Genomic DNA, 23,375 nt, shown 5'->3' with positions numbered 1-23,375 from the left:
TCACCCCAGAGGGGAGAGGGGGGCTGAACGGGGGCGATTTGAGGACTGCAGCGACCTGAAAGTATTGCGCCGAATCCATAATCGACTCGGCTTTTCAGGTCGATGCATCGCGTAAGACAACGCGCTCAGTTCCCTCTCCCCTTGGGGAGAGGGTTAGGGTGAGGGGCGTCTCTGACTGACACCACGCGTACGGCCAGCTACTATCCCGGCGACTTTGCAACGGAACCTGATGACATGACCGAAGACACCATCAAGCGCCGGGCCCGCGGTCTGGACCGGGCGTTCGATATCCTCGACTTCCTCAAGGAAGTCGGCCAGCCGCTGCGCCCAAACGACATCGCCAGCGGCATCGGCAGCCCCAAGTCCACGGTCTACGAATTGGTCGCGTCCCTACTTGAACGGCGGATCCTGGAGCCGGTGGGCAAGGACGGCCACGTCTACCTGGGTCGTCAGCTGTATTTTCTCGGGCAGGCGCACCTGCGTCACTTCGACTTGAGCCGCGAGGCCGACCAGGCGTTGCAGGAGATCGTGCGCCAGACCCGCGAAACCGCGCAGATGTGCCTGCTCAACGGGCGCAAGTACACGGTGGCGCTGATGAAGGAGGGCGAACGCCACTTTCGCATCTCCTCGGACATCGGCGAGAACGCGCCGATCCCCTGGACCGCGTCCGGACGCCTGCTGCTGGCGCACTTGAGCGACCAGCAGATCGTCGACCTGATCGATGCCGACGACTTCGTCCTGCCCGACGGTTCGCACCTGGCGCTGGAGCAGTTCCTGGCCGAGATCCGCCAAGCGGGCGCCGAGGGCTTCTTTTCCTTCGACAGCGTCGCCGACACCTTTACCCATTGCTTCGCCGCCCCGGTCAAAGACCCCAGCGGCGTCGCGATCTGCACCCTGTGCATCGTCGCGCCACGCGTCGATGCGAAGAACAATTACCACGACTATCGCCGGGTGCTGATTGAAAGCGCCAACCAACTGGCTCGTCGTATCAACGAATAATCCGTGTAGGGAGTTTGATCATGCCATTGACCTTGAATACCACCGCCGTGGAAAAGGGCGCTGCCCAGACCGGCGCCCACCTGGTGCGTGACGTCAGCCTGCCGGCGCTGGTGCTGCACCGCGAGGCCCTGGAACACAACATCCGCTGGATGCAAGCGTTCGTCAGCGACAGCGGGGCGGAACTGGCGCCCCACGGCAAGACGAGCATGATCCCGGCGTTGTTCCGTCGGCAACTGGACGCCGGCGCCTGGGGCATCACCCTGGCCACCGCCGTGCAGAGCCGCGCCGCCTACGCCCACGGCGTGCGCCGGGTGCTGATGGCCAACCAACTGGTGGGCGCACCGAACATGGCGCTGATTGCCGGGTTGCTGGCTGATCCGTCCTTTGATTTTTACTGCATGGTCGATCACCCGGATAACGTCGCCGACCTGGGCGCCTTCTTCGGCGCCTGCGGTATGCGCCTGAACGTGATGATCGAGTACGGCGTGGTCGGCGGGCGGTGCGGTTGCCGCAGCGAGGCCGAAGTAGTGGCCCTGGCGGCGGCGATCAACGCCCAGCCCGCCTTGGCGCTGTGCGGGATCGAAGGCTACGAAGGGGTGATCCACGGCGACCAGGCGGTCAGTGGCATTCGTGAGTTTGCCGCCTCGCTGGTGCGCCTGGCCGTGCAACTGCAAGACAGCCGCGCGTTCGCCATTGACCGGCCGATCATCACCGCCTCGGGCTCGGCCTGGTACGACTTGATCGCCGAGTCCTTCGAGGCACAGAACGCGGCCGGGCGTTTCCTCAGCGTGCTGCGCCCCGGCAGCTACGTGGCCCACGACCATGGCATCTACAAGGAGGCGCAGTGCTGCGTGCTGGATCGGCGCAGCGACTTGCACGAAGGCCTGCGCCCGGCGCTGGAGGTCTGGGCCCATGTGCAATCGCTGCCGGAGCCGGGTTTGGCGGTAATCGCCCTGGGCAAGCGCGATGTGGCCTATGACGCTGGCCTGCCAGTGCCGCTGTTGCGCTACAAGGCGGGCGTGTTGCCGGCGGTCGGTGAAGATGTGGGCGCGTGCAAGGTCACGGCGGTGATGGACCAGCACGCGTTCATGACCGTGGCGCCGGGTGTGCAGTTGCGTGTGGGCGACATCATTGCGTTCGGGGCTTCGCACCCGTGCCTGACGTTCGACAAATGGCGCGTCGGGTTGCTGGTGGATGAGCAGTTGCAGGTGATCGAGAACATGGACAGCTTTTTCTAGACTCAAGACCCAGGTGTGTTCTTCGCGGGCAAGCCCGCTCCCACAGGTTATGAGTTGTTCGCTTATCTGTGTTTCAACACAGTCACTGTGGGAGCGGGTTTACCCGCGAAGAGGCCCGTCCAGACACTATCAATGACCAGGGAGCTCACCATGAACACCCCTATCCGCATCGCCCTGATCGGCGAATGCATGATCGAACTCCAGCATCGCGCCGACGGTAGCCTGCAACAGAGCTTCGGCGGCGACACCTTGAACACTGCGGTCTATCTGTCCCGGGAAATGGGTGCCCAAGCCCGGGTGGATTACGTCACCGCGCTGGGCGATGACAGCTTCAGCGATGCCATGTGTGCCCAGTGGGCAGCCGAAGGCATTGGCCTGACCCGGGTCCAGCGCCTGGCGGGGCGCTTGCCCGGCTTGTACTGCATCCAGACCGATGCGGCCGGCGAGCGCCGCTTTCTGTACTGGCGCAACGAGGCGGCGGTGCGCGATTGCTTCACCACCCCGAGCGCGATGCCGATCCTGGCGGCGCTGCTGGACTACGACGTGTTGTATTTGAGCGGCATTACCCTGGCGGTGCTGGGGGAGTTTGGCCGCAAACGCCTGATCGACACCTTGAGCCGGGCGCGCCAGCGCGGGGCGCAGATTGTCTTCGATAACAACTACCGGCCACGGCTATGGGCGTTTACCGAGCAGGCCCGGGCGGCCTATCGCGAGGTGTTGCCGTACGTCGACCTGGCGTTGTTGACCCTGGAGGATGAGCGGGCGTTGTTTGGCTATGCCGATGGCGATGCGGTGTTTGCCGCCTACGAGAAGATCGGCACGCCGGAGGTGGTCATCAAGCGAGGGGCTGAGTCGTGCCTGATTCGCGTTGACGGCGAGTCCTTCGACGTGCCGGCGCAGCGGGTCGCGAAGGTGGTGGACACCACGGCCGCCGGGGATTCCTTCAGTGCCGCGTACCTGGCCAGTCGGCTCAAGGGCGACAACCCGGCGCAGGCGGCTGAAGCCGGGCACGGCTTGGCGAGCCGGGTGATCCAGGTGCCGGGGGCGTTGATTCCTCGATGAAAGGCCGGTGGCGCCGGCCACTTGTGGGAGCGAGCCTGCTCGCGAAGAGGCACGCCCATCCGAAGCCTGTGGTGGCTGACACACCGCTATCGCCGGCAAGCCGGTCTCGCTCCCACAGGGATTCGCAAGCCACATCAATCAATCCCGGTAAAACACCTGCACCAGGTGATAGCCGAACTTGCTCTTGATCGGCCCATGCACCACCCGCAGCGGCTTCTTGAAGATCACCGCATCGATGACGCCCACCATCTGCCCCGGGCGCACTTCCCCCAGGTCACCGCCACGCTTGCCGGACGGGCAGGTGGAGTATTTCTTGGCCAGCACATCGAAGGCTTCGCCCTTGGCGATGCGTTGCTTGAGCTGTTCGGCTTCTTCGGCGGTTTTCACCAGGATATGGCGGGCTTGGGCTTTCATGGGGCAAGTACCTTGCAACGGTGGTGACGGCAGGCGGCGGATTATGCCTGAAGTCAGCTCATCAGTTCCGGCCGATCGCGAAATTGCGCCAGGGCCTGGGGGTTGGCCAGCGCGTCGGTGTTCTTCACCGCCAGCCCCAGCACCACGTTGCGCACGGCCAACTCGACCACCTTGCCGCTGAGGGTGCGCGGGATATCGTCGACCGCCAGGATTTTGGCCGGCACATGCCGCGGTGTGGTGTTGGCGCGGATCACCTGGCGGATCTGTTGCTCCAGCGCCGCATCCAGCAGCGCACCGTCTTGCAGGCGCACGAACAGCACCACCCGCACGTCGTCCTGCCATGGCTGGCCGATGGCGACCGCGTCCAGCACCTCGGGGACTTTTTCCACCTGGCGGTAGATCTCCGCCGTGCCGATACGCACCCCGCCCGGGTTGAGCACGGCGTCGGAGCGGCCGTGGATGATCCAACTGCCGTGGGCCAGTTGTTCGGCGTAGTCGCCCTGGGCCCAGACACCGGGGAACAGGCTGAAGTAGGAGGCGCGCAGCTTTTCCTGGTGGGGGTCGTTCCACAGGCCAATGGGCATCGCCGGAAAGTGCCGGGTGCACACCAGTTCGCCTTTTTCGCCGATCACCGGCTGGCCGGCGTCGTTCCAGACTTCGATGGCCATGCCCAGGCCCTTGCCTTGCATCTCGCCGCGGCGCACCGGCAATACCGGATTGCCGGCGACGAAGCAGGAGACGATGTCAGTGCCGCCGGACATGGACGCCAGGCACAGGTCGCGCTTGACCTGGCGGTACACGTAGTCGTAACTCTGCGGCGACAGCGCGGAGCCAGTGCACAGCAGCGTCTTGAGGCTGCCCAGGTCATGGCTCACGCGCGGTTGCAGGCCGTGGCTTTCCAGGCTCGCCAAGTACTTGGGGCTGGTGCCGAACACCGTGATGCGTTCGGCATCGATCAGGTCGAGCAAGCGCTGCGGGTGCGGATGGAAGGGCGAGCCGTCGTACAGCACGATGCTGCTGCCCACCGCCAGGGCCGAGACCAGCCAGTTCCACATCATCCAGCCGCAGGTGCTGTAGTAGAACAGGCGGTCTGCGGGTCCCAGGTCCGCGTGCAGGCCGTGTTCCTTGACGTGTTGCAGCAACACGCCGCCGGTGCCGTGGATGATGCACTTGGGGACGCCGGTGGTGCCGCTGGAATAGAGGATGTACAGCGGATGGGCGAAGGGCACGGCGGTGAACGCGGGCTCGCCGCCTGCTTGATAGAACCCGTCCCAGAGCGCGACGTGCGCCGGGGTCCGGTAGTCGTGCACCTGAGCCTGGGGTCGGGCGTAAGGCACGACGATCAATTGCGCCAGCGTGGGCAGGCGTTCGAGGATTTCGTTGATCTTGAGTGTCTGGTCGATGACCTGGCCGGCGTAGCGGTAGCCGGCGCAGGTGATCAGCACCTTGGGCTCGATCTGGCCGAAGCGGTCGACCACGCCCTGGGTGCCGAAGTCGGGCGAGGAGCAGGACCAGATCGCCCCCAGGCTGGTGGTGGCGAGCATGCCGACCAGGGTTTGCCAGGTGTTGGGCATGCAGGCCGCCACCCGGTCGCCCGGGCCCACGCCGCTGGCCTTGAGGCTGCGCTGCAGGCCGGCGACATGCTCGGCCAGTTGGCGGTAGCTCAAGGTTTCACGCTGGCCGTCTTCACCGAGGGCAATCACCGCCAGGGCGTCATCGCGGCGGCGCAGCAGGTGTTCGGCGAAGTTCAACGTCGCCCCGGGGAACCACTGGGCGTCGGGCATCTGTGGGCCTTCACGCAGCACTGCCGTGGGTGACTGGTGGAACTCGATGGCGAAGAACTCGACGATGGCCTGCCAGAAGTCAGCGCGTGAATCGATGCTCCACTGGTGCAGGGCCGGGTAGTCGGCCAGTGCCAGGTGATGACGTTGGTTGCAGTGGTGCCGGAAGGCTTCCATGCGGGTCTGGGCGATGCGTTCGGGGCTGGGTTGCCAGAGGATGTCGGACATGTGGGCGTCTCTTGTTCTTATGATGTGTGTGGGAGCGAGCCTGCTCGCGAAGAGGGCGTATCAGTCGCCATTTGCATGGCCTGACACACGGCTTTCGTGAGCAGGCTCGCTCCCACAAGTGCCGGGGTGAGGGGCCTTACTGCGCCAACCACCCGCCATCGATGTTCCACGCCGCGCCACGGACCTGGGCGCCGGCTTCGCTGCACAGGAACAGCACCAGCTCGCCCAGTTGCGGCGGGGTGACGAACTCCAGCGAGGGTTGCTTCTCGGCCAGCAAGTCATGCTGGGCCTGCTGCGGGTCTTGGCCGGTGGCGATGCGCTCGTCGATCTGCTTCTGCACCAGTGGGGTCAGCACCCAGCCCGGGCAGATGGCGTTGCAGGTGACGTTGCTGGTGGCGGTCTCCAGGCCCACCACCTTGGTCAGGCCGATCACCCCGTGCTTGGCGGCGACATAGGCCGCCTTGCCCACCGAACCGACCTGGCCGTGCACCGAGGCGATGTTGACGATCCGTCCCCAGCCCTTGGCGCGCATGCCCGGCAGGCTCAGGCGGGTGCTGTGGAACACCGACGACAGGTTGATCGCGATGATCGAGTCCCAGCGCTCCACCGGGAAGTCCTCGACGGCGGAGACGTGCTGGATGCCGGCGTTGTTGACCAGGATGTCGACGCCACCGAACTCGCGCTCGGCGTAGGCGATCATGTCGCCGATCTGCGCCGGGTCGCTGACGTCGGCCGGGTGATGACCGACCTTGCCGCCAAACCGGGCGACCTCGGCGATCACCGCGCTGGCATCGCCAAAGCCGTTGAGGATCAGGTTGGCGCCGGCCTTGGCCAGGCTCAGGGCAATGCCCAGGCCAATCCCGCTGGTGGAGCCGGTGACCAAGGCGGTCTTGCCCGAAAGAGTTGTCATGAATACCTCACACAATGCCGGTGGCGTAGAACGTAGCGATGACGACGAAGACCGCCAGGGTCTTGATCAGCGTAATACAGAAAATGTCTTTGTAGGCTTCGCGGTGCGTCAGGCCGGTGACGGCCAGCAGGGTGATCACCGCGCCGTTGTGCGGCAGGGTGTCCATGCCACCGCTGGCCATGGCGGCCACCCGGTGCAGCACTTCCAGCGGGATGTTGGCCGCGTGGGCGGCGGCGATGAAGTTGTCGGCCATGGCCGCCAGGGCGATGCTCATGCCGCCCGAGGCAGAGCCGGTGATGCCCGCCAGCAGGGTCACGGTGATCGCTTCGTTGACCAGCGGGTTGGGAATGCTCTTGAGCCAGTCGGCTAAGACCAGGAAGCCCGGCAGGGAAGCGATCACCGCGCCAAAGCCGTACTCGGAGGCGGTGTTCATCGCCGCGAGCAAGGCGCCGCTGACCGCGCTCTTGCTGCCTTCGGCGAGCTTGCTGCGAATCGCCGTGAAGCCGAACACCAGGACCATGAGGATGCCCACCAGCAACGCCGCCTGTACGGCCCAGATCGCCGTGAGCTTGGCGATTTCGGTGGTGACTGGGGCGGTCATGCCCGGCAGGCTGAGGCTGTGGGTCTTGCCGTACCACTGCGGGATCCAGTGGGTGAACAGCAGGTTCATGATGCCGACCGCCAGCAAGGGTGACAGGGCCAGCCACGGATTGGGCAGCTTGAGGTCGTCGGCGGTTTCCGGCTCATTGCGCAGCTCGGTGCCGTAGCCTTCGCCGGCGCGCTGGGCTTTATTGCGCTGGCGCTGGAGGAACAGCATGCCGGCACAGAACACGAAGATGGTGCCAATCACCCCCAGCCACGGCGCGGCCCAGGCGGTGGTGTTGAAGAAGGTGCTGGGGATGATGTTCTGGATCTGCGGGGTGCCGGGCAGGGCGTCCATGGTGAACGAGAACGCGCCAAGGGCGATGGTCGCCGGGATCAGGCGCTTGGGGATGTTGCTCTGGCGGAACATCTCGGCGGCAAACGGATAGACCGCGAACACCACCACGAACAGCGAGACGCCGCCGTAGGTGAGCAGGGCGCAGACCAACACGATCACCAGCATCGCCTGGCGGCTGCCGAGCAGGCGAATGGCGGCGGCGACAATCGAGCGCGAGAAGCCCGACAACTCGATCAGCTTGCCGAACACGGCGCCGAGCAGGAACACCGGGAAATACAGTTTGATGAAACCGACCATTTTCTCCATGAACACGCCCGTGAAGGCCGGCGCGACGGCGGAGGGGTCGGTGAGCAGGACGGCGCCAAGGGCGGCAATCGGGGCAAAGAGGATAACGCTGTAGCCACGGTAGGCAGCCAGCATCAGCAGCGCGAGGGCTGCCAGGGCGATGATCACACTCATGGTGTGTCTCCTGTGGTTGTTATTTTTTTGGGGTGGAGCGGGTGTGAGGGAAGGCTATAGCGAGATGTGTGCCATGTTTGTAACTTATTGATATATATAGATATTTAATTGTTTCGGTAATATTTGCTAATGTTTTGTCTCTGTTTTGAGATGTTTGTTTGGCTGGCGGGCCTCTTCGCGAGCAGGCTCGCTCCCACAGTTGGCACGCATTTCCCCGTGGGAGCGAGCCTGCTCGCGAAGCTTTTGTTGCTGTCTACTTATATAGATGCATGTCTCGTTATTGAGACTCGGCAATGCCCAGCGCCACCATCTTCTTGTACAGCGTCGAACGCCCCAGCCCGAGGTACGCCGCCGCTGCAATGACCTTGCCCCCGCAGTGCGCCAGGGCGCTCTCGATCAACTGCCGGTCGAAGCGCTCGCGGGCGGCGCTGAAGCTTTCATGGGGAATCGGTTCCAGGGCCAGCACGGTCGAGCGTTGCACCGGCACGAGGTTGCCAATCGCCGCCCGAATCTCGCTAGCACCGAGGACCAGGTCGTCGCTGAGCAGTGCCGCCCGTTCCAGCACGTTGCGCAGCTCGCGAATGTTCCCCGGCCACGCGTGCTGGCCGAGCAAGGCCAGGGCCTGGCTGTCGAGTTCGTGTTGGCTGCGCAGTTCTTCGAGGATCGCTTCGCTCAGCGCCGGCAGGTCGTCCAGCCGTTCGCGCAGCGCCGGGACCTGGATCGGCAGGACGTTGAGGCGGTAATACAGGTCGGCACGGAACTCCCCGCGCTTGATCGCCGCTTCGAGGTCGGTGGAGGTGGCGGCGATGATCCGCACGTCGCTCTGGATCACTTCGTTGGAGCCCACCGGCTCGTACTCTTTCTCCTGCAACACCCGCAGCAGCTTGCTTTGCAGGGGCAGCGGCATGTCACCGATCTCATCGAGGAACAGCGTGCCGCCCTGGGCGATCTGTAGCTTGCCGGGACGCCCCTTGCGGTCGGCGCCGGTAAAGGCGCCGGGGGCGGTGCCGAAGAATTCGGCTTCCAGCAGCGACTCGGGAATCGCCGCGCTGTTGATGCTGACAAAGGCTTTGTGCGCCCGTGGCGAGGCGCCATGGATGGCCTGGGCCAGCAGCTCTTTGCCGGTGCCGGTTTCCCCCAGCAGCAACACCGGCGACTCGGTGCTGGCGCTGCGTCGGGCCCGGCGCTTGACCTCCAGGCTGGCGGCGCTGGTGCCGATGAAGTGGGCGAAGGTGTACTTGGTCTGTCGTGCCCGCAGGAGCGAGCGGGTCGAGGCCAATTCTTCTTGCAGGCTCAGGTAGCGCTTGAGCATCGGCGACAGGCTGCGCAACTCATCGAACAAGGCAAAGCCGATGGCGCCGATCACTGCGCCCGTGTCGTCATGAATCGGCAGGCGCATCACCACCAGGGGTTCCTTGGAGGTGTCTTGCATGTCCAGCAGGATCGGCCGGCCGGTGCGCACCACTTCGCGCAGCAGGCTGCCGGGGATCACGCTTTCGCATGGCTTGCCGATGGCCACATCGGCCGACTCCAGGCCAAAGCGCCGGGCATAGCGCTCGTTCATCCAGACGATATTGGCGTCGCGGTCGACGATCACCGTGCCTTCGCTGGACTGCTCGATGATTTCGAACAAGGAGCGGATCGCCAGCAGGCGCACACGCTGGTAGTCCTTGAGGCTTTCGGTGGGGGTCATCGGTGGTGTGTCCAAGGGCAATGGAATGTCGGTGTGGGCCTCTTCGCGAGCAGGCTCGCTCCCACATTAGGTACGCGTTCATTCCCCTGTGGGAGCGAGACCGGCTTGCCGGCGATGGCCGCGCTGCGGTCTGGCGGGATCATACCCACCCCACCTGCGCCGCCGCCAACAGCGCTTGGGTATAGGGGTGCTGCGGGGTCTCGAAGACATCTTGGCTGGTGCCATGCTCCACGACCTTGCCGTCCTTGATCACGATCATGTCGTGGGCCAGGGCGCGGACCACCGCCAGGTCGTGGCTGATGAACAGGTACGTCAGGCCGTGGCTTTCCTGCAACTGGCGCAGCAGGGCGACCACCTGCTTTTGTACCGTGCGATCGAGTGCCGAGGTCGGTTCGTCCAGCAGGATCAGCGCGGGCTTGAGGACCAGGGCACGGGCGATGGCGATGCGCTGGCGCTGGCCGCCGGAAAACTCGTGGGGGTAGCGATGCCGGCTTTGCGGGTCCAGGCCCACCTCCTTGAGGACCTGGATCACCTGGGCTTCACATTCGGCGGCGCTCGATTGGCTGTGGACTTCCAGTCCTTCACTGATGATCTGGGCCACCGACATCCGTGGGCTGAGGCTGCCAAACGGATCCTGGAACACCACCTGCATCCGCTTGCGCCAGGGTCGCAATTGCTTTTGGTCGAGGCGCTCAAGTGCCTCGCCCTGGAACTGGATGCGACCTTGGCAATCCAGCAGGCGCAGGATCGCCTGGCCCAGGGTCGACTTGCCTGAACCCGACTCGCCCACGATGCCCAGGGTTTTGCCGCGCTGGATGCTCAGGCTGATGCCGTCGACCGCGTGCAGCCAGGTCTTGCGTTGGAACAATCCACCGCTCAATGGGAAGCGCACGCTCAAGTCGCTGACCTGCAACACCACTTCGCGCTCGTCCCGGGGTAAGGCTTGGCCTTGGGGTTCGGCGTTCAGCAACTCGCAGCTGTAGGGGTGTCGTGGTGTGGTGAACAGGGTTTCGCACTCGGCCTGTTCGACGATTTCGCCGGCGCGCATCACGCACACCCGCTGGGCGATGCTACGCACCAGGTTGAGGTCGTGGCTGATCAGCAGCAAGGACATGCCCAGGCGCTGTTGCAGCGATTTGAGCAGCAGCAGGATCTTGCGCTGTACCGTGACGTCGAGGGCGGTGGTCGGTTCGTCGGCGATCAGCAACTCCGGCTCGCACGCCAGGGCCATGGCGATCATGACCCGTTGCCGCTGGCCGCCGGAAAGTTGGTGCGGATAAGCCTTGAGGCGCTCCTTGGGGTGCTTGATGCCCACCAGTTCCAGCAGCTCAAGAATGCGCTGTTGCGCGGCCTTGCCCCCCAGGCCCTTGTGCACCAGCAGCGTCTCGCCGATCTGCTTCTGGATGCTGTGCAGCGGATTGAGCGAGGTCATCGGCTCCTGGAAGATCATCGCGATCCGGTTGCCGCGCAGCGAACGCAGGACGCCGGGCGCCGCCCCGAGGAGTTCGGTGCCACGGTAGCGAATACTGCCCGAGGACTGGGTGCCGGTCTCGGGCAGCAGTTGCAGGATCGAGTGGGCGGTCACCGACTTGCCGGAGCCGGACTCGCCCACCAGGGCCAGGCACTCGCCGGGGCGGATGTCCAGGCACAGCGTGTCGACGGCCACTGCGCCATTGAACGCGACGCTGAGGTCGCGGATTTCGATCAGGTTGTCGCTCATAGTCACCTCAGGACCGGGGCTCAAGAGCGGGGATCAAACGCATCACGCAGTGCCTCACCGATAAACACGAGCAAAGAAAGAATCAGCGCCAGGGTAAAGAACGCCGTCAGGCCCAGCCAGGGTGCTTGCAGGTTCTGCTTGCCCTGGCCGATCAACTCGCCCAGGGACGCGCTGCCGGCGGGCATGCCGAAGCCGAGGAAATCAAGGGCGGTGAGGGTCGAGATCGCCCCGGTCAGAATGAATGGCAGGTAGCTCAGGGTGGCGTTCATCGCGTTGGGCAGGATGTGCCGCACGATCACCTTGCGGTCGCTCAAGCCCAGGGCGCGGGCGGCCTTGACGTATTCCAGGTTGCGCCCGCGCAGGAACTCGGCGCGCACCACGTCCACCAGGGCCAGCCAGGAAAACAGCGCCATGATCCCCAGCAGCCACCAGAAGTTGGGCTCGACAAACCCGGAAAGGATGATCAGCAGGTACAGCACCGGCAGCCCCGACCAGACTTCCAGCAGACGCTGACCGATCAGGTCCACCCAGCCGCCGTAGTAGCCCTGCAAGGCACCGGCGGCAATCCCGATCAGGGCGCTGATGAAGGTCAATGCCAGGGCGAACAGGATCGACACCCGGGCGCCAAAGATCACCCGCGCCAGCACGTCCCGGGCCTGATCGTCGGTGCCCAGCCAGTTGACGCTCGACGGAGGGCTGGGGGCGGGTTGATCGAGGTCGTAGTTGGGGGTGTCGTCGCTGAAGGGGATTGGTGGGAACAGCATCCAGCCACCGTCCTGCTTGATCAGCTTCTGCACGTAGTCGCTTCGGTAGTCGGCCTGGAACGGCAGTTGGCCGCCGAATGCCTGCTCGGTGTAGCGCTTGAACGCCGGGAAGTACAGGGTGTTCTGGTAGCTGAGCAGCAGAGGCTTGTCATTGGCGATCAATTCACCGCCCAGGGTCAGGAGGAACAGGCCGATGAACAGCCACAGCGACCACCAGCCCCGGCGGTTCTTCTTAAAGCGCTCGAAGCGCCGGCGCGCCAGGGGCGAGAGCGTGAGCATCAGGCGTTCCTCGCGGCAAAGTCGATGCGCGGGTCGACCAGGGTGTAGCACAGGTCGCCGATGAGTTTTATCAGCAGGCCGAACAGGGTGAAGATGAACAGCGAGCCAAACACCACCGGGTAGTCCCGGGACACGGCGGCTTCGTAACTCATGCGCCCCAGGCCATCGAGGGAAAAAATCACTTCGATCAGCAGGGAGCCAGCGAAGAACACGCTGATGAAGGCCTGCGGGATCCCCGACACTACCAGCAGCATGGCATTGCGGAACACATGGCCGTACAGCACGCGGCGCTCGCTCAAACCCTTGGCGCGGGCGGTGACCACGTACTGGCGGGTGATTTCATTGAGGAACGAGTTTTTGGTCAGGATGGTCAGCGTGGCAAAGCCGCCCACCACCAGCGCGGTCACCGGCAGCACCAGGTGCCAGAAGTAGTCGGCGATCTTGCCCAGTGTCGACAGCTGTTCGAAGTTGTCCGAGACCAGGCCACGCACCGGAAACCAATTCAGCGAGGTGCCGCCGGCAAAGACCACGATCAGGAACATGGCGAACAGGAACGCGGGCATGGCGTAGCCGATGACGATGGCGGTGCTGCTCCAGATATCGAACGGGCTGCCGTGATGCACCGCCTTGCGGATGCCCAGCGGGATCGACACCAGGTAGGTGATCAGTGTCGCCCAGAGCCCGAGGGAGAGGGTCACCGGCATTTTTTCCAGGATCAGGTCGGTGACCGAGGCGCCGCGAAAGAAGCTCTTGCCGAAGTCCAGTTGCGCGTAGCTCTTGAGCATCAGCCACAGGCGTTCATGGGCCGGCTTGTCGAAACCGTACTGTTTCTCGATGTCCTTGATCAGTTGTGGGTCCAGGCCGCGACTGGCCCGTGAACCATGGCTTAGCGTATCGGCGGCGCCGCCAAGGCTGGTGCCGCCGCCAATCCCCTGGAGGCGGGCGATGGCTTGCTCGACCGGGCCACCGGGGGCGGCCTGCACGATGGCGAAGTTGACCAGCAGGATGATTACCAGCGTCGGGATGATCAGCAGCAAGCGCCGCAGGATGTAAGCCAGCATCAATCAGGCCCTCCGGGGTTGGCGTGCTGGATGCGCTCGGCCGCCATCTGTTGATTGGTCAATGGCGTGGTGCTTATTTCCCACCAGCTCTCGATGGCTTCGTCGTTACTGGCTGGTATCGCCGGGATGCCGAAGCGGTTCCACCAGACGGTCGAACTGCCGGGGGGGTAATAGTTGGGAATCCAGTAGTAGTTCCATGACAGGACGCGGTCCAGGGCGCGGGCGTGGCGCTGCATGTCGGCCTGGGTGCGGGCCTTGACCAGGCCGTTGATCAAGGTGTCGACCGCGGGGTTCTTCAGCACCATGTAGTTGTTCGCGCCGGGGTCGTTGGCCGCTTGCGAGCCAAAGTAGTTGAACAGCTCGTTGCCCGGCGAGGTGCTGACCGGGTAGCCGGTGACGATCATGTCGTAGTCGCGGCTCATCAGGCGATTGATGTACTGCGAGGCGTCGATCTTACGAATGTTCAGGGTGATGCCGATCTGTGCCAGGTTGCGCTTGTAGGGCAGTAACAGTCGGTCCAGGCCGTTCTGGGCGATGAGGAAACTGAAGGCCAGCGGTTCGCCCTGGGCATTGACCAACTGGTCGCCATCGGGTTTCCAACCGGCGCGTTCGAGCAGGGTCAGGGCTTGCAATTGTTTGTCGCGGATCAGGCCGCTGCCGTCGGTTTTCGGGGCCTCGAACACCTGGGTGAACACCTCATCGGGGATCTGCCCGCGCAGGGGTTCGAGGATCGCCAGCTCGCCGGCATCGGGCAGCGCCCTGGCGGCGAGTTCGGTGTTGGAAAAGAAACTCTGCTGGCGGATGTAGGTGTTGCGCATCATCTGCCGGTTGCTCCACTCGAAGTCCCAGAGCATCACCAGGGCCTGGCGCACGCGGCGATCCTGGAACATCGGATTTTGCAGGTTGAACGCAAAGCCCTGGGACGGTTGCGGGGCCTTGGTGGCCAGGTGGGCCTTTTGCAGGCGGCCGTCGCTCAGGGCGGGGCTGTCGTAGCGGATGGCGTAGGCGGTGGCCGAGAACTCCCGGTTGTAGTCGTAGGCGCCACCGCGCAGTACCTGGCGGGCGACGTCGGTGTCGCCGAAGAACTCGACGCTGAAGTGATCGAAGTTGTACAGGCCACGGCTGACGGGCAGGTCCTTGCCCCACCAGTCGAGGTTGCGCTCGAAGGTGATGCTGCGCCCGGCGTCGACCTTGCCGACGCGGTACGGGCCGCTGCCCAGAGGGGCGTCGTAGCCACCGCCGTTGGCGAAGTCATGTGTCTTCCACCAATGTTCGGGAAACACCGGCAGGGTGGCGAGGTCCAGGGCCAGGGTGCGGTTTTCGTTGTTCTTGAAGTCAAAGCGGATGGTGCGCGGCGACTCCACCTCGACGCCTTTGATGTCGGCGAACTGGGTACGGTAGCGCAGGCTGCCCTGGGTCATCAGCAGCTCGAAGGAGTAGCGCACATCTTCGGCGGTGATGGGTGTGTCATCCGCGAACCGGGCCTTGGGATTGAGGTAGAAGCGCAGCCACATCCCGTCATCGGCGCGCTCCATTTTCTCCGCCACCAGGCCGTACACGGTGTAGGGCTCGTCCAGCGAACGTTGCGCCAGGGGCGAGTACACCAGGCCGTCCAGTTGCGTGACCCCAGTACCCTTGTCGATGTACGGCAGCACGTGGTCGAACTGGCCGATTTCCATGGCCGAGCGGCGCATGCTCCCGCCCTTGGGAGCCAGCGGGTTGACGTAGGCAAAGTGACTGAAGTTGGCCGGGTATTTGGCGGGTTCGCCGTAGACCGTCAAGGCGTGTTGCGCGGTTGCCATCGCGGCACTGGCGTTGAACAGCAGCGCCAGGGTGGTGAAGATCAGTGAGGAGAAAGCCAGTCGCATTGCAAGCCTTGGTAGCCAGGTGATCGATGACTCTGATTTGTACGCTAGCGGCGCGTGTCTCGCCAGCCAAAATCAACGCCCGCAAACACAACGGCCCACCAAAAGGCGGGCCGTTGTTTGCACAGGGACTGTGGATCAGTCCTGGCGGCTGGTCACTTCCAGCAGGTGATAACCGAATTGGGTTTTCACCGGGCCTTGCACCACGTTGATTGGCGCGCTGAACACGACGGTGTCGAATTCCTTGACCATCTGGCCTGGGCCGAACGAACCCAGGTCACCGCCCTGGCGGCTGGATGGGCAGGTGGAGTTGGCTTTGGCTACATCGGCGAAATCAGCGCCGCCTTCGATCTGGGCCTTGAGTTCGTTGCACTTGGCTTCGCTGGCAACCAGGATGTGACGGGCAGTGGCTTTGGCCATGGGGAAATCTCCTTTCAATATTCAGTAAAGTGCTGAGCCTACCGGATTCAGGGGGCTATTTCTCGTCAATCTGGTGTCTGGCGCCTTGGCACATGGCCGTTGGTCGTAAATGAGCGGTGCAAGCGGTTAAAGGCCGATCTGCTTCAAATGCTCGGCGTGGGCAAGGTACAGCTCCACCGGATCGATGCCTTGGCGCACCAGGCCTGCGGTTTGGTTGATCGTGTCCAGGTGGTCGAGCGGGTAGTCGGAGCGCAGCACCGTCCCCAGGTGCGAACTGTAGCGGCCGACCATCCCGTCGTTTTGCTCGGCTTCACGGGTGAAGAACCGCGAGAAAGCGCGGCAGAAATGATGCAGTGGATCCAGGGCATTGCGTCCTTCATCCCGCAGATTGCCCACGATGCCGCTCCAGGAAAAGTAGCGCACGCCATTGACCAACTCTTGGCCATTGCCGCCCCAGGTGCTCGGCAAGCCCTGGGGGTACTTGGCGTTGAAGTCCGCCACGCCTTCGGTCGTGAGCGCATTGAGTGCGGCGATGGCGTTGTGCGGGATTTTCGGGGTGCCGGCGATAAAGGCCAGGAACTCGACGAACAGGGTGGCGACGGCCTCGGCGATCTGTTCTGGCAGGTGCCCGGGGGTGAGCGCCTTGCGCAGGCAGTCGGCCAGCTCCGAGCCGTGGTTTGGCCCACTCACCGAGGTCACCGAGGCGACCCGTTCGGGCGTAACCGCTGCCGCATAGCGCGCCGCCAGCGCCCCCTGGCTATGACCGACGAGGTTGACTTTGGTGGTGCCGGTCCCGGCCAGTATCCGATCGACTTGTGCCAGCAGTTGCTGGCCACGGACTTCATTGGAGTGAGTGGCCGAGAGGTGGGGGATGAACACTTGCGTACCCGCGCTCCTGAGCGCCTGCTTGACACCGTAGAAAAGATCGAGCGAGCCGATGCTGTCGAATCCGAATAGGCCGTGGACCAGCACAATAGGGTGTTGCGTGGTGGCATTCCGTTGCATATGCGTTCCTATATTCCGTGAGTTCGGTGGGGTGTTCGCGTCCTCACTCTAATGCACCGCCATTGGCGAGCGGTGTGCGAAAAAGCCGCTGTCCGTTGTTGAATGCGGAATAAAAATTGTGGGCATTGTCACGTGTTGAGGCGTCATTGCACGGCGCATTTAGAGATCCACTGACACGGGTTGGCCTCGGTTTTTGGGATGCGTCCTACCGCAGTTGCAGCGTATGTCGTCGATGTCGGTGGGGGCGTCTGACATCGCTCCATGGGCTTTCGGGTTTCAATAACGCCTCACATCGTTGCCGGTCGAATGTCGGCAGCGTTTTTCCAGGGAAAGGAGAGGCGTTATGAATATCGAGGGACGGTTGAAGGGGCGCTTTCGGCGACCCAAAGGCTATTGGGATCTGCAGGCGCCGCGTCTGGAGGGGGAGCAGCAGGGGATGCTCGATCCGGCCAATGATCGCGCGGTGTTCCGGGTCGAGCCCTATTCGGGCATGGCCAGTGGCGACCGTGTGACGCTGGTGTGGCGCGGTATCGATGTCGAAGGGGGGACCGGGGCCTTCGAGATCCAGCACTTTGTCAGTTGCGCCCAGGTCGGCAAACCGATTCTGTTCGTGGTTCGTGATGAGCAGATTGACCCGTTCGATGGCGGTTCGGTCGCAGTGCATTACACCTTGGAATCGGCTGCATGCGGCGCTCCGATCAAGTCGCCGGCCTTGCAATTGCAGGTCGGTGACGCGGCGCACGTCCTTCCCGCCCCGCGGGTTGATGAGACGTCCAGCGGTTGGCTGGCGCCTGAGCGTGTCAGCGAAGGTGTGCGCGTCATCATTCGGCCGTACGCCACGATGGCCGTGGGTGACACGGTTTTTTTAACGTGGCAAGGCAGTACGCCCAGTCGCAGCGTCGGCGATTCACTGAGCATTGCACCCTGTGCGTTGGGCGGTGAGGTGTCGTTCTGGATTGACCCTCACTACATCGCCTCGAACCTCGGTGAGGTTGTGACGGTCAGCTACTTCGTCCAGCGTCCCGGCCTGGCCATGCGTTACTCCGAGTCTGTACAGGTGAGGGTGGGGGTCCGTGAACCGCAGGTACTTGCCCTGCCTCAGGTGCTGGAGGCCAGTGAGGGGGTGTTGGAGGTGCACGAGGCGCTGGATGGTGTCACGGTGCTGATCGATGAGCCGAGTATTGCCCCGGGAGACTTGGTGTACCTGAAGTGTGACGGCACGCATTTTAATCATCGCGATAGCCGCGATGTGAACGACCGCAAGGCCAGCGTGTTTATCGTGCCTTACCGATTCTGGCGCGAGCATCAAGACTCCACCGTCCGGGTGAGCTACCGCGTCATGCGCCAGGACGGTACGGGTGAGGTGTCCGAGGTGGTGGAGGTGCAGGTGCGCAGGGCTGACCTGGCGCTCTAGCCGGACGGCGTTGGAGGCTGTTGCGCTCCGAGCGCAACAGCAGCAAGCCCCACGTCAGCCGATAGCGCGCAGTTTTTGCTCGGCATCCCGTAGCAACTGCTCGGTAGCGTTCCAGCCCAGGCAGCCGTCCGTCACCGAAACGCCGTAGCGCAATGCCGGGCTCAATGGTTGGCAGCCTTCGAACAGATGGCTTTCGATCATCATGCCGATCAGTGCACGGTTACCGCCCAGGCGTTGTTCCAGGACATCATTGAACACGGCCGGCTGGCGCAGTGGATCCTTGCCACTGTTGGCGTGGCTGCAATCGACCATGATGCGCGGGGCGATTTTGAGCGCGTGCAAATCGCTGTGGATCTGCGCCACGTTGCGGGCGTCGTAGTTGGGGCCGCGATGGCCGCCGCGCAGGACCAGGTGAGTGTCCGGGTTGCCCTGGGTCTGAATGATCGCCGGATGACCCTGGCGGTCGACCCCGAAGTGGCGGTGTGGGTGGGCTGCCGAGCGCATGGCGTCGGTGGCCACGGCGACGCCGCCGTCGGTGCCGTTCTTGAAGCCGACGGGCATGCCCAGGCCGCTGGCCATTTCCCGGTGGATCTGCGATTCGGTGGTGCGGGCGCCGATGGCGACCCAGCTCAGCAGGTCGTCGAAGTAGCTGGCCGCCATCGGCTGCAGCAACTCGGTGGCGACCGGCAAGCCGAGCCTGAGCATCTCGCGCATCAGTTCACGTGACAGGGTCAGGCCGGCGACCATGTCGTCACTGCCGTCCAGGTGTGGGTCGTAGGCCAAGCCTTTCCAGCCCACCGTGGTCCGGGGTTTTTCGACGTAGGCGCGCATCACCAGGAGCATGTCGTTACTCACTTGACTGGCAAGGCGGGCGAGCTTTTCTGCGTATTCGAGGGCCGATCGCGGGTCATGAATCGAGCAGGGACCGACGACGACCAACAAACGGGAGTCTTCACCGTCAAGAATCGCGCGGACCGCTTCGCGGTGGGCGGCAACCTGTTGCGACAGGGCGCTGTCGAGGGGGAGTTGCTGTTTGAGTTGCAATGAACTGGGCAGGCGCTGGGCCAGGGGTTCATTGGCTGGGTTCAAGGTGGACAGCGGCAGAGCAGAGACGGATGCGTTCATATTCGGTCTTCCTGGGCTGGCGGCGGGTCAGGTCCCGCGCGCTCGGCCCTACTGGGGTGTTCGACAATTAGCCGGATTGGCCTGGCGTGTGTGCTTGCCACCTATAGGTGACCGATCGGAGGCGGCAGGCTGTCCCGAGCGGAAGCTGGTAAATCGCCAGAAGGAGAAGTCGTTGCGGTAATAAGTGGCGTAGTTCATGTCGTGTTCCCTTGAAGTCAGTGATGTCGCTAAAAAGTGGGGGGCTGAAAAAGCAAAACCCCCGGGCGGGAAGCCGACCGGGGGTTGAGAATTCTCTGGTAGGCGACCCCTTGAGTAGTGGCCGCCGTGTGGGTATCAGGCGCGCCAGTGGCTAAACCAATACCCAAAATAAAAGTTTACCGGTGCACCGACACTGCTTTTTACCCGGGCAGCCGCAACCGAGCGCAGGGCGCTGACGGTAGATAGCGGTGAAAGGGTATTGAACATGGTGTGTCTCCGATGAGTGCGTCGAGCTTACTAGAGGCGAGGGCGCAGATTCAATCAGAAAATACTATCGGTTTGAACGTTCGCCTCTAGGGTGTCAATCGCAACGCGCGTTTATGACAGACTTCGGGATTCAATCGCGTGCCCATGGGGAAAGCAGGGATGAACACACTCGTTATTGCCGCCGCTCAATCGATCTCCATTGCCGGGGATCTGCCGGCCAACATCGCTCGGCACCAACACCTGATCCAGGCCGCCGCCGCGCAGGGGGTGCAACTGCTGGTGTTTCCTGAGTTGTCCCTGACCGGATATGAGCGTGGCCTGGCGGCGGAACTGGCCATTGCCCCCGATGCGCAAGTCTTGCAGCCGCTACGTGACGTGGCACGTAAACTGGGCATTAGCGCGGTGGTGGGCATACCGATCCGCCTGTCACCGACTGGGCCGGTACTGATCGGTGCGTTGGTGCTGGCGGCTGATGGCTCGTTGGGTATCTATAGCAAGCAGCATTTGCACGCTGGCGAAGAGGCAGCCTTTGCACCGGGCTCCGGTGGTCCGGTACTGGCCTTGGGGGTCGACAGGGTGGCGTTGGCGGTGTGCGCGGACTTTTCCCATGCCAGCCATGCCGCAGCGGCTGCTGCCAACGGCGCGAATATCTACGCCGCTGGCGTGCTGATCACCGAGGGTGGCTATGCGCCGGATACCACCTTGCTCCAGGGGTATGCGGCCGAGCATTCAATGGTGGTGTTGATGGCCAACCACGCAGGGACGACAGGCGGTTGGGAGTCGGCTGGACGCAGCGCGATCTGGGCGGCGGACGGTTCGCTGATCGCGGCGGCCCACGGTGTCGGGGAGTTGTTGGTCATTGCACGTCGCAACTCAGGTATATGGAGTGGGCAGGTAGCTCAGGTCTGAAACGTCTGTAAGGCGTTTGGCTCAGGCCCTCCAAGATGTATTGAAACTTTTTATATCGTGCGTTCTGCTAGGTCTGCCGGATGCTTTTTGCTAAGGTGTCCGGCAACCAATAAGACCATATCGCGGGGTGTCTGCTTGATTAGGGTGCTAGTAGTCGATGACCACGATCTCGTTCGTACAGGCATTACACGGATGCTGGCTGACATCGAAGGCCTGCAGGTAGTCGGGCAGGCCGAGTCGGGGGAAGAGTCCCTGCTAAAGGCACGTGAGTTGAAGCCGGATGTGGTTCTGATGGACGTAAAAATGCCCGGAATCGGCGGCCTTGAAGCCACGCGCAAGCTGTTGCGCAGCCACCCGGACATCAAAATCGTGGCGGTGACGGTGTGCGAGGAGGACCCATTTCCTACGCGGCTGCTACAGGCCGGTGCGGCGGGCTATCTGACCAAAGGTGCCGGGCTCAATGAAATGGTGCAGGCGATTCGCCAAGTGTTTGCCGGACAGCGTTACATCAGCCCGCAAATTGCCCAGCAGTTGGCGATCAAGTCGTTCCAGCCGAGCAACGATTCACCGTTCGATGCGCTGTCGGAGCGCGAGATTCAGATTGCCCTGATGATCGTTGGCTGCCAGAAGGTCCAGATCATCTCCGACAAGCTTTGCCTGTCACCCAAGACCGTGAACACCTACCGTTACCGCATTTTCGAGAAGCTTTCGATCAGCAGTGATGTTGAGTTGACGCTGTTGGCGGTTCGTCATGGCATGGTTGATGCCAGCCTCTGACGATGACCGATCTGTTTGATCCTAGCGCCTTTCTTTCGACCTGCAGTGGGCGCCCCGGCGTGTATCGCATGTTCGACAGCGATGCGCACCTGCTCTACGTCGGTAAAGCCAAGAACCTGAAAAAGCGCTTGGCCAGTTACTTCCGCAAGACCGGCCTGGCGCCGAAAACCGCAGCCCTGGTCGGGCGCATCGCCCAGATCGAAACCACCATCACCGCCAACGAAACCGAAGCGTTGCTGCTTGAACAGACGCTGATCAAGGAGTGGCGGCCGCCCTACAATATTCTGCTGCGTGACGATAAGTCCTATCCGTATGTGTTTCTCTCGGATGGCGAGTTTCCACGCCTGAGCATTCATCGTGGCGCGAAGAAGGCCAAGGGTAAGTATTTTGGCCCTTATCCCAGTGCGGGGGCGATCCGTGAAAGCCTCAGCCTGCTGCAAAAGACCTTCTTCGTTCGCCAGTGCGAAGACAGCTACTACAAGAACCGCACCCGTCCATGCCTGCAGTACCAGATCAAGCGTTGCAAGGCGCCTTGCGTCGGCTTGGTCGAGCCCCAGGTGTATGCCGAGGATGTGCGGCACTCGGTGATGTTCCTCGAAGGTCGCAGCAACGCGCTGACAGATGAGTTGTCGGCTGGAATGGAGCAGGCGGCGAGCACCCTGGACTTTGAGCGCGCAGCCGAATTGCGCGACCAGATTTCCCTGCTGCGTCGGGTACAAGACCAGCAAAGCATGGAAGGTGGCACTGGGGATGTGGATGTCGTGGCGGCGTTTATCAACCCGGGCGGTGCCTGTGTCCACCTGATCAGTGTGCGTGGCGGCCGGGTGCTGGGCAGCAAGAACTTTTTCCCACAAGTGGGCATTGAAGAGGACGTTGCCGAGGTCATGGCGGCGTTTCTTGGCCAGTATTTCATCAGCAGCCCTGAGCGCGATTTGCCCAGCGAGTTGATCGTCAACGTGGTTCACGAAGACTTTCCGGCCCTGATCGAGGCAATACATGAACTGCGCGGGCGCGAGCTGACCATCAGTCACCGGGTGCGCGGTACGCGAGCGCGCTGGCAACAGCTGGCCGTCACCAATGCCGAGCAGGCTCTGGGTGCGCGCCTGGCCAATCGTCAACACGTCGCCGCCCGCTTTGAGGCCTTGGCCGAAGTGCTGAACCTGGATGAGCCGCCGCAGCGCCTGGAGTGCTATGACATCAGCCATTCCAGCGGTGAAGCAACCGTAGCGTCCTGCGTGGTGTTCGGCCCAGAAGGGCCGCTGAAGTCAGATTATCGGCGCTACAACATTGAAGGGGTGACCCCCGGCGATGACTACGCGGCGATGCACCAGGCCTTGACGCGCCGCTTCAGCAAACTCAAGGACGGCGAGGGCAAACTGCCCGATATCTTGCTGGTGGATGGCGGCAAGGGGCAGTTGTCGATGGCGCGGGACGTGCTTAACGAATTGGCGGTGCCTGACCTGATTCTATTGGGCGTGGCCAAAGGCGCGACGCGCAAGGCCGGGTTTGAAACACTCTATTTGAACGATGCGGCCCATGAGTTCACCCTGCGTGGCGACTCACCGGCGCTGCATTTGATCCAGCAGATTCGCGATGAGGCACACCGTTTTGCTATTACTGGACACCGTGCCCGGCGTGGAAAAACCCGTCGTACTTCGACACTTGAAGGCATTGCCGGGGTAGGGCCGACCCGTCGCCGGGACCTGTTGAAACATTTTGGTGGATTGCAGGAGCTGTCTCGTGCAAGCATCGAAGAGATCGCCAAAGCACCGGGGATCAGTAAAAAGCTCGCTGAGTTGATTTATGCAAACCTGCATAGCGAGTAGAATGCCCCTTCACCTCGTAGC

The 23,375-nt window shown here is 63.1% G+C and carries 19 protein-coding genes; 7 read left to right on the top strand and 12 right to left on the bottom strand.

All coding sequences use genetic code 11. The features are described 5' to 3' along the window. The first annotated feature begins 234 nt into the window (after positions 1-234). The 3 genes from BMW74_RS04080 (at position 235) to BMW74_RS04070 (ending at position 3,299) form a co-directional block, all read left to right on the top strand. Complete coding sequence (locus BMW74_RS04080; protein WP_093414018.1) at positions 235-999, top strand: IclR family transcriptional regulator; 765 nt, start codon at positions 235-237, stop codon at positions 997-999. Positions 1,000-1,019: 20 nt separating this feature from the next. Beyond that, a complete protein-coding gene (locus BMW74_RS04075) occupies positions 1,020-2,237 on the top strand; it encodes an amino acid deaminase (RefSeq protein WP_093414015.1) in 1,218 nt (405 codons plus the stop codon). Positions 2,238-2,369: 132 nt separating this feature from the next. Then, the gene (locus tag BMW74_RS04070; protein WP_093414012.1) at positions 2,370-3,299 is read left to right on the top strand and encodes a sugar kinase; all 930 of its coding nucleotides are present in this window, start codon (positions 2,370-2,372) and stop codon (positions 3,297-3,299) included. A 138-nt stretch (positions 3,300-3,437) separates the two neighbouring features. Here BMW74_RS04070 and BMW74_RS04065 read toward each other — a convergent pair whose 3' ends face one another. The 11 genes from BMW74_RS04065 to BMW74_RS04015 all read right to left on the bottom strand — a co-directional run bounded on the left by BMW74_RS04065 (position 3,438) and on the right by BMW74_RS04015 (position 16,838). Beyond that, positions 3,438-3,713, bottom strand: coding sequence for a peptidylprolyl isomerase (locus BMW74_RS04065; RefSeq protein WP_003182808.1), 276 nt, complete (start codon positions 3,711-3,713; stop codon positions 3,438-3,440). A 53-nt stretch (positions 3,714-3,766) separates the two neighbouring features. Continuing rightward, positions 3,767-5,722 carry an acetoacetate--CoA ligase gene (locus BMW74_RS04060; RefSeq protein ID WP_093414009.1) on the bottom strand — a complete coding sequence of 652 codons (1,956 nt, stop codon included), beginning with the start codon at positions 5,720-5,722 and terminating at the stop codon, positions 3,767-3,769. A 136-nt stretch (positions 5,723-5,858) separates the two neighbouring features. Then, entirely contained in the window at positions 5,859-6,632 is a 774-nt protein-coding gene (locus BMW74_RS04055; RefSeq protein ID WP_093414006.1) for a 3-hydroxybutyrate dehydrogenase, read from the bottom strand. 7 nt (positions 6,633-6,639) lie between these two features. Further along, positions 6,640-8,031, bottom strand: a complete 1,392-nt coding sequence (locus BMW74_RS04050; protein ID WP_093414002.1) for a GntP family permease — start codon at positions 8,029-8,031, stop codon at positions 6,640-6,642. 277 nt (positions 8,032-8,308) lie between these two features. Further along, complete coding sequence (locus BMW74_RS04045) at positions 8,309-9,724, bottom strand: sigma-54 interaction domain-containing protein (protein ID WP_093413999.1); 1,416 nt, start codon at positions 9,722-9,724, stop codon at positions 8,309-8,311. Positions 9,725-9,863: 139 nt separating this feature from the next. Then, a complete protein-coding gene (locus BMW74_RS04040) occupies positions 9,864-11,444 on the bottom strand; it encodes an ABC transporter ATP-binding protein (protein WP_093413996.1) in 1,581 nt (526 codons plus the stop codon). Between the two features lie 20 nt (positions 11,445-11,464). Then, complete coding sequence (locus tag BMW74_RS04035; protein ID WP_093413993.1) at positions 11,465-12,487, bottom strand: ABC transporter permease; 1,023 nt, start codon at positions 12,485-12,487, stop codon at positions 11,465-11,467. Next, positions 12,487-13,548 (bottom strand): microcin C ABC transporter permease YejB, encoded by a 1,062-nt coding sequence (locus BMW74_RS04030; protein ID WP_093413990.1) that lies wholly within the window; start codon positions 13,546-13,548, stop codon positions 12,487-12,489. Before BMW74_RS04030 ends, BMW74_RS04035 begins: the two co-directional genes overlap by 1 nt. Continuing rightward, positions 13,548-15,416, bottom strand: coding sequence for an extracellular solute-binding protein (locus tag BMW74_RS04025; RefSeq protein WP_093413987.1), 1,869 nt, complete (start codon positions 15,414-15,416; stop codon positions 13,548-13,550). Before BMW74_RS04025 ends, BMW74_RS04030 begins: the two co-directional genes overlap by 1 nt. Positions 15,417-15,551: 135 nt before the next feature. After that, on the bottom strand, positions 15,552-15,833 hold the full coding sequence (locus tag BMW74_RS04020) for a peptidylprolyl isomerase (protein WP_093413984.1): 282 nt from the start codon (positions 15,831-15,833) through the stop codon (positions 15,552-15,554). Positions 15,834-15,959: 126 nt separating this feature from the next. Beyond that, positions 15,960-16,838, bottom strand: a complete 879-nt coding sequence (locus BMW74_RS04015) for an esterase/lipase family protein (RefSeq protein WP_093413981.1) — start codon at positions 16,836-16,838, stop codon at positions 15,960-15,962. A gap of 343 nt (positions 16,839-17,181) precedes the next feature. Here BMW74_RS04015 and BMW74_RS04010 point away from each other — a divergent pair, with 343 nt between their 5' ends. Then, entirely contained in the window at positions 17,182-18,252 is a 1,071-nt protein-coding gene (locus tag BMW74_RS04010) for a hypothetical protein (RefSeq protein ID WP_175479146.1), read from the top strand. A gap of 54 nt (positions 18,253-18,306) precedes the next feature. Here BMW74_RS04010 and BMW74_RS04005 read toward each other — a convergent pair whose 3' ends face one another. Then, complete coding sequence (locus BMW74_RS04005; protein WP_093413978.1) at positions 18,307-19,377, bottom strand: 3-deoxy-7-phosphoheptulonate synthase; 1,071 nt, start codon at positions 19,375-19,377, stop codon at positions 18,307-18,309. A gap of 624 nt (positions 19,378-20,001) precedes the next feature. On the opposite strand from BMW74_RS04005, the gene BMW74_RS04000 reads away from it, so the two are divergent. From BMW74_RS04000 to uvrC, 3 genes are all read left to right on the top strand, one after another. After that, positions 20,002-20,751: a carbon-nitrogen hydrolase family protein gene (locus BMW74_RS04000; RefSeq protein ID WP_093413975.1), complete on the top strand. Its 750-nt coding sequence runs from the start codon at positions 20,002-20,004 to the stop codon at positions 20,749-20,751. A gap of 135 nt (positions 20,752-20,886) precedes the next feature. Then, positions 20,887-21,528 (top strand): response regulator transcription factor GacA, encoded by a 642-nt coding sequence (gene uvrY, locus BMW74_RS03995; protein ID WP_093413972.1) that lies wholly within the window; start codon positions 20,887-20,889, stop codon positions 21,526-21,528. A gap of 2 nt (positions 21,529-21,530) precedes the next feature. Next, positions 21,531-23,354, top strand: a complete 1,824-nt coding sequence (gene uvrC / locus BMW74_RS03990; RefSeq protein ID WP_093413969.1) for an excinuclease ABC subunit UvrC — start codon at positions 21,531-21,533, stop codon at positions 23,352-23,354. Positions 23,355-23,375: the final 21 nt, after the last annotated feature.

It is taken from the genome of Pseudomonas sp. ok272, from assembly GCF_900109995.1.
Classification (GTDB): domain Bacteria; phylum Pseudomonadota; class Gammaproteobacteria; order Pseudomonadales; family Pseudomonadaceae; genus Aquipseudomonas.
The sequence above is the reverse complement of the archived record's forward strand: the minus strand, read 5'-3'. Positions and strand labels throughout refer to the sequence as shown.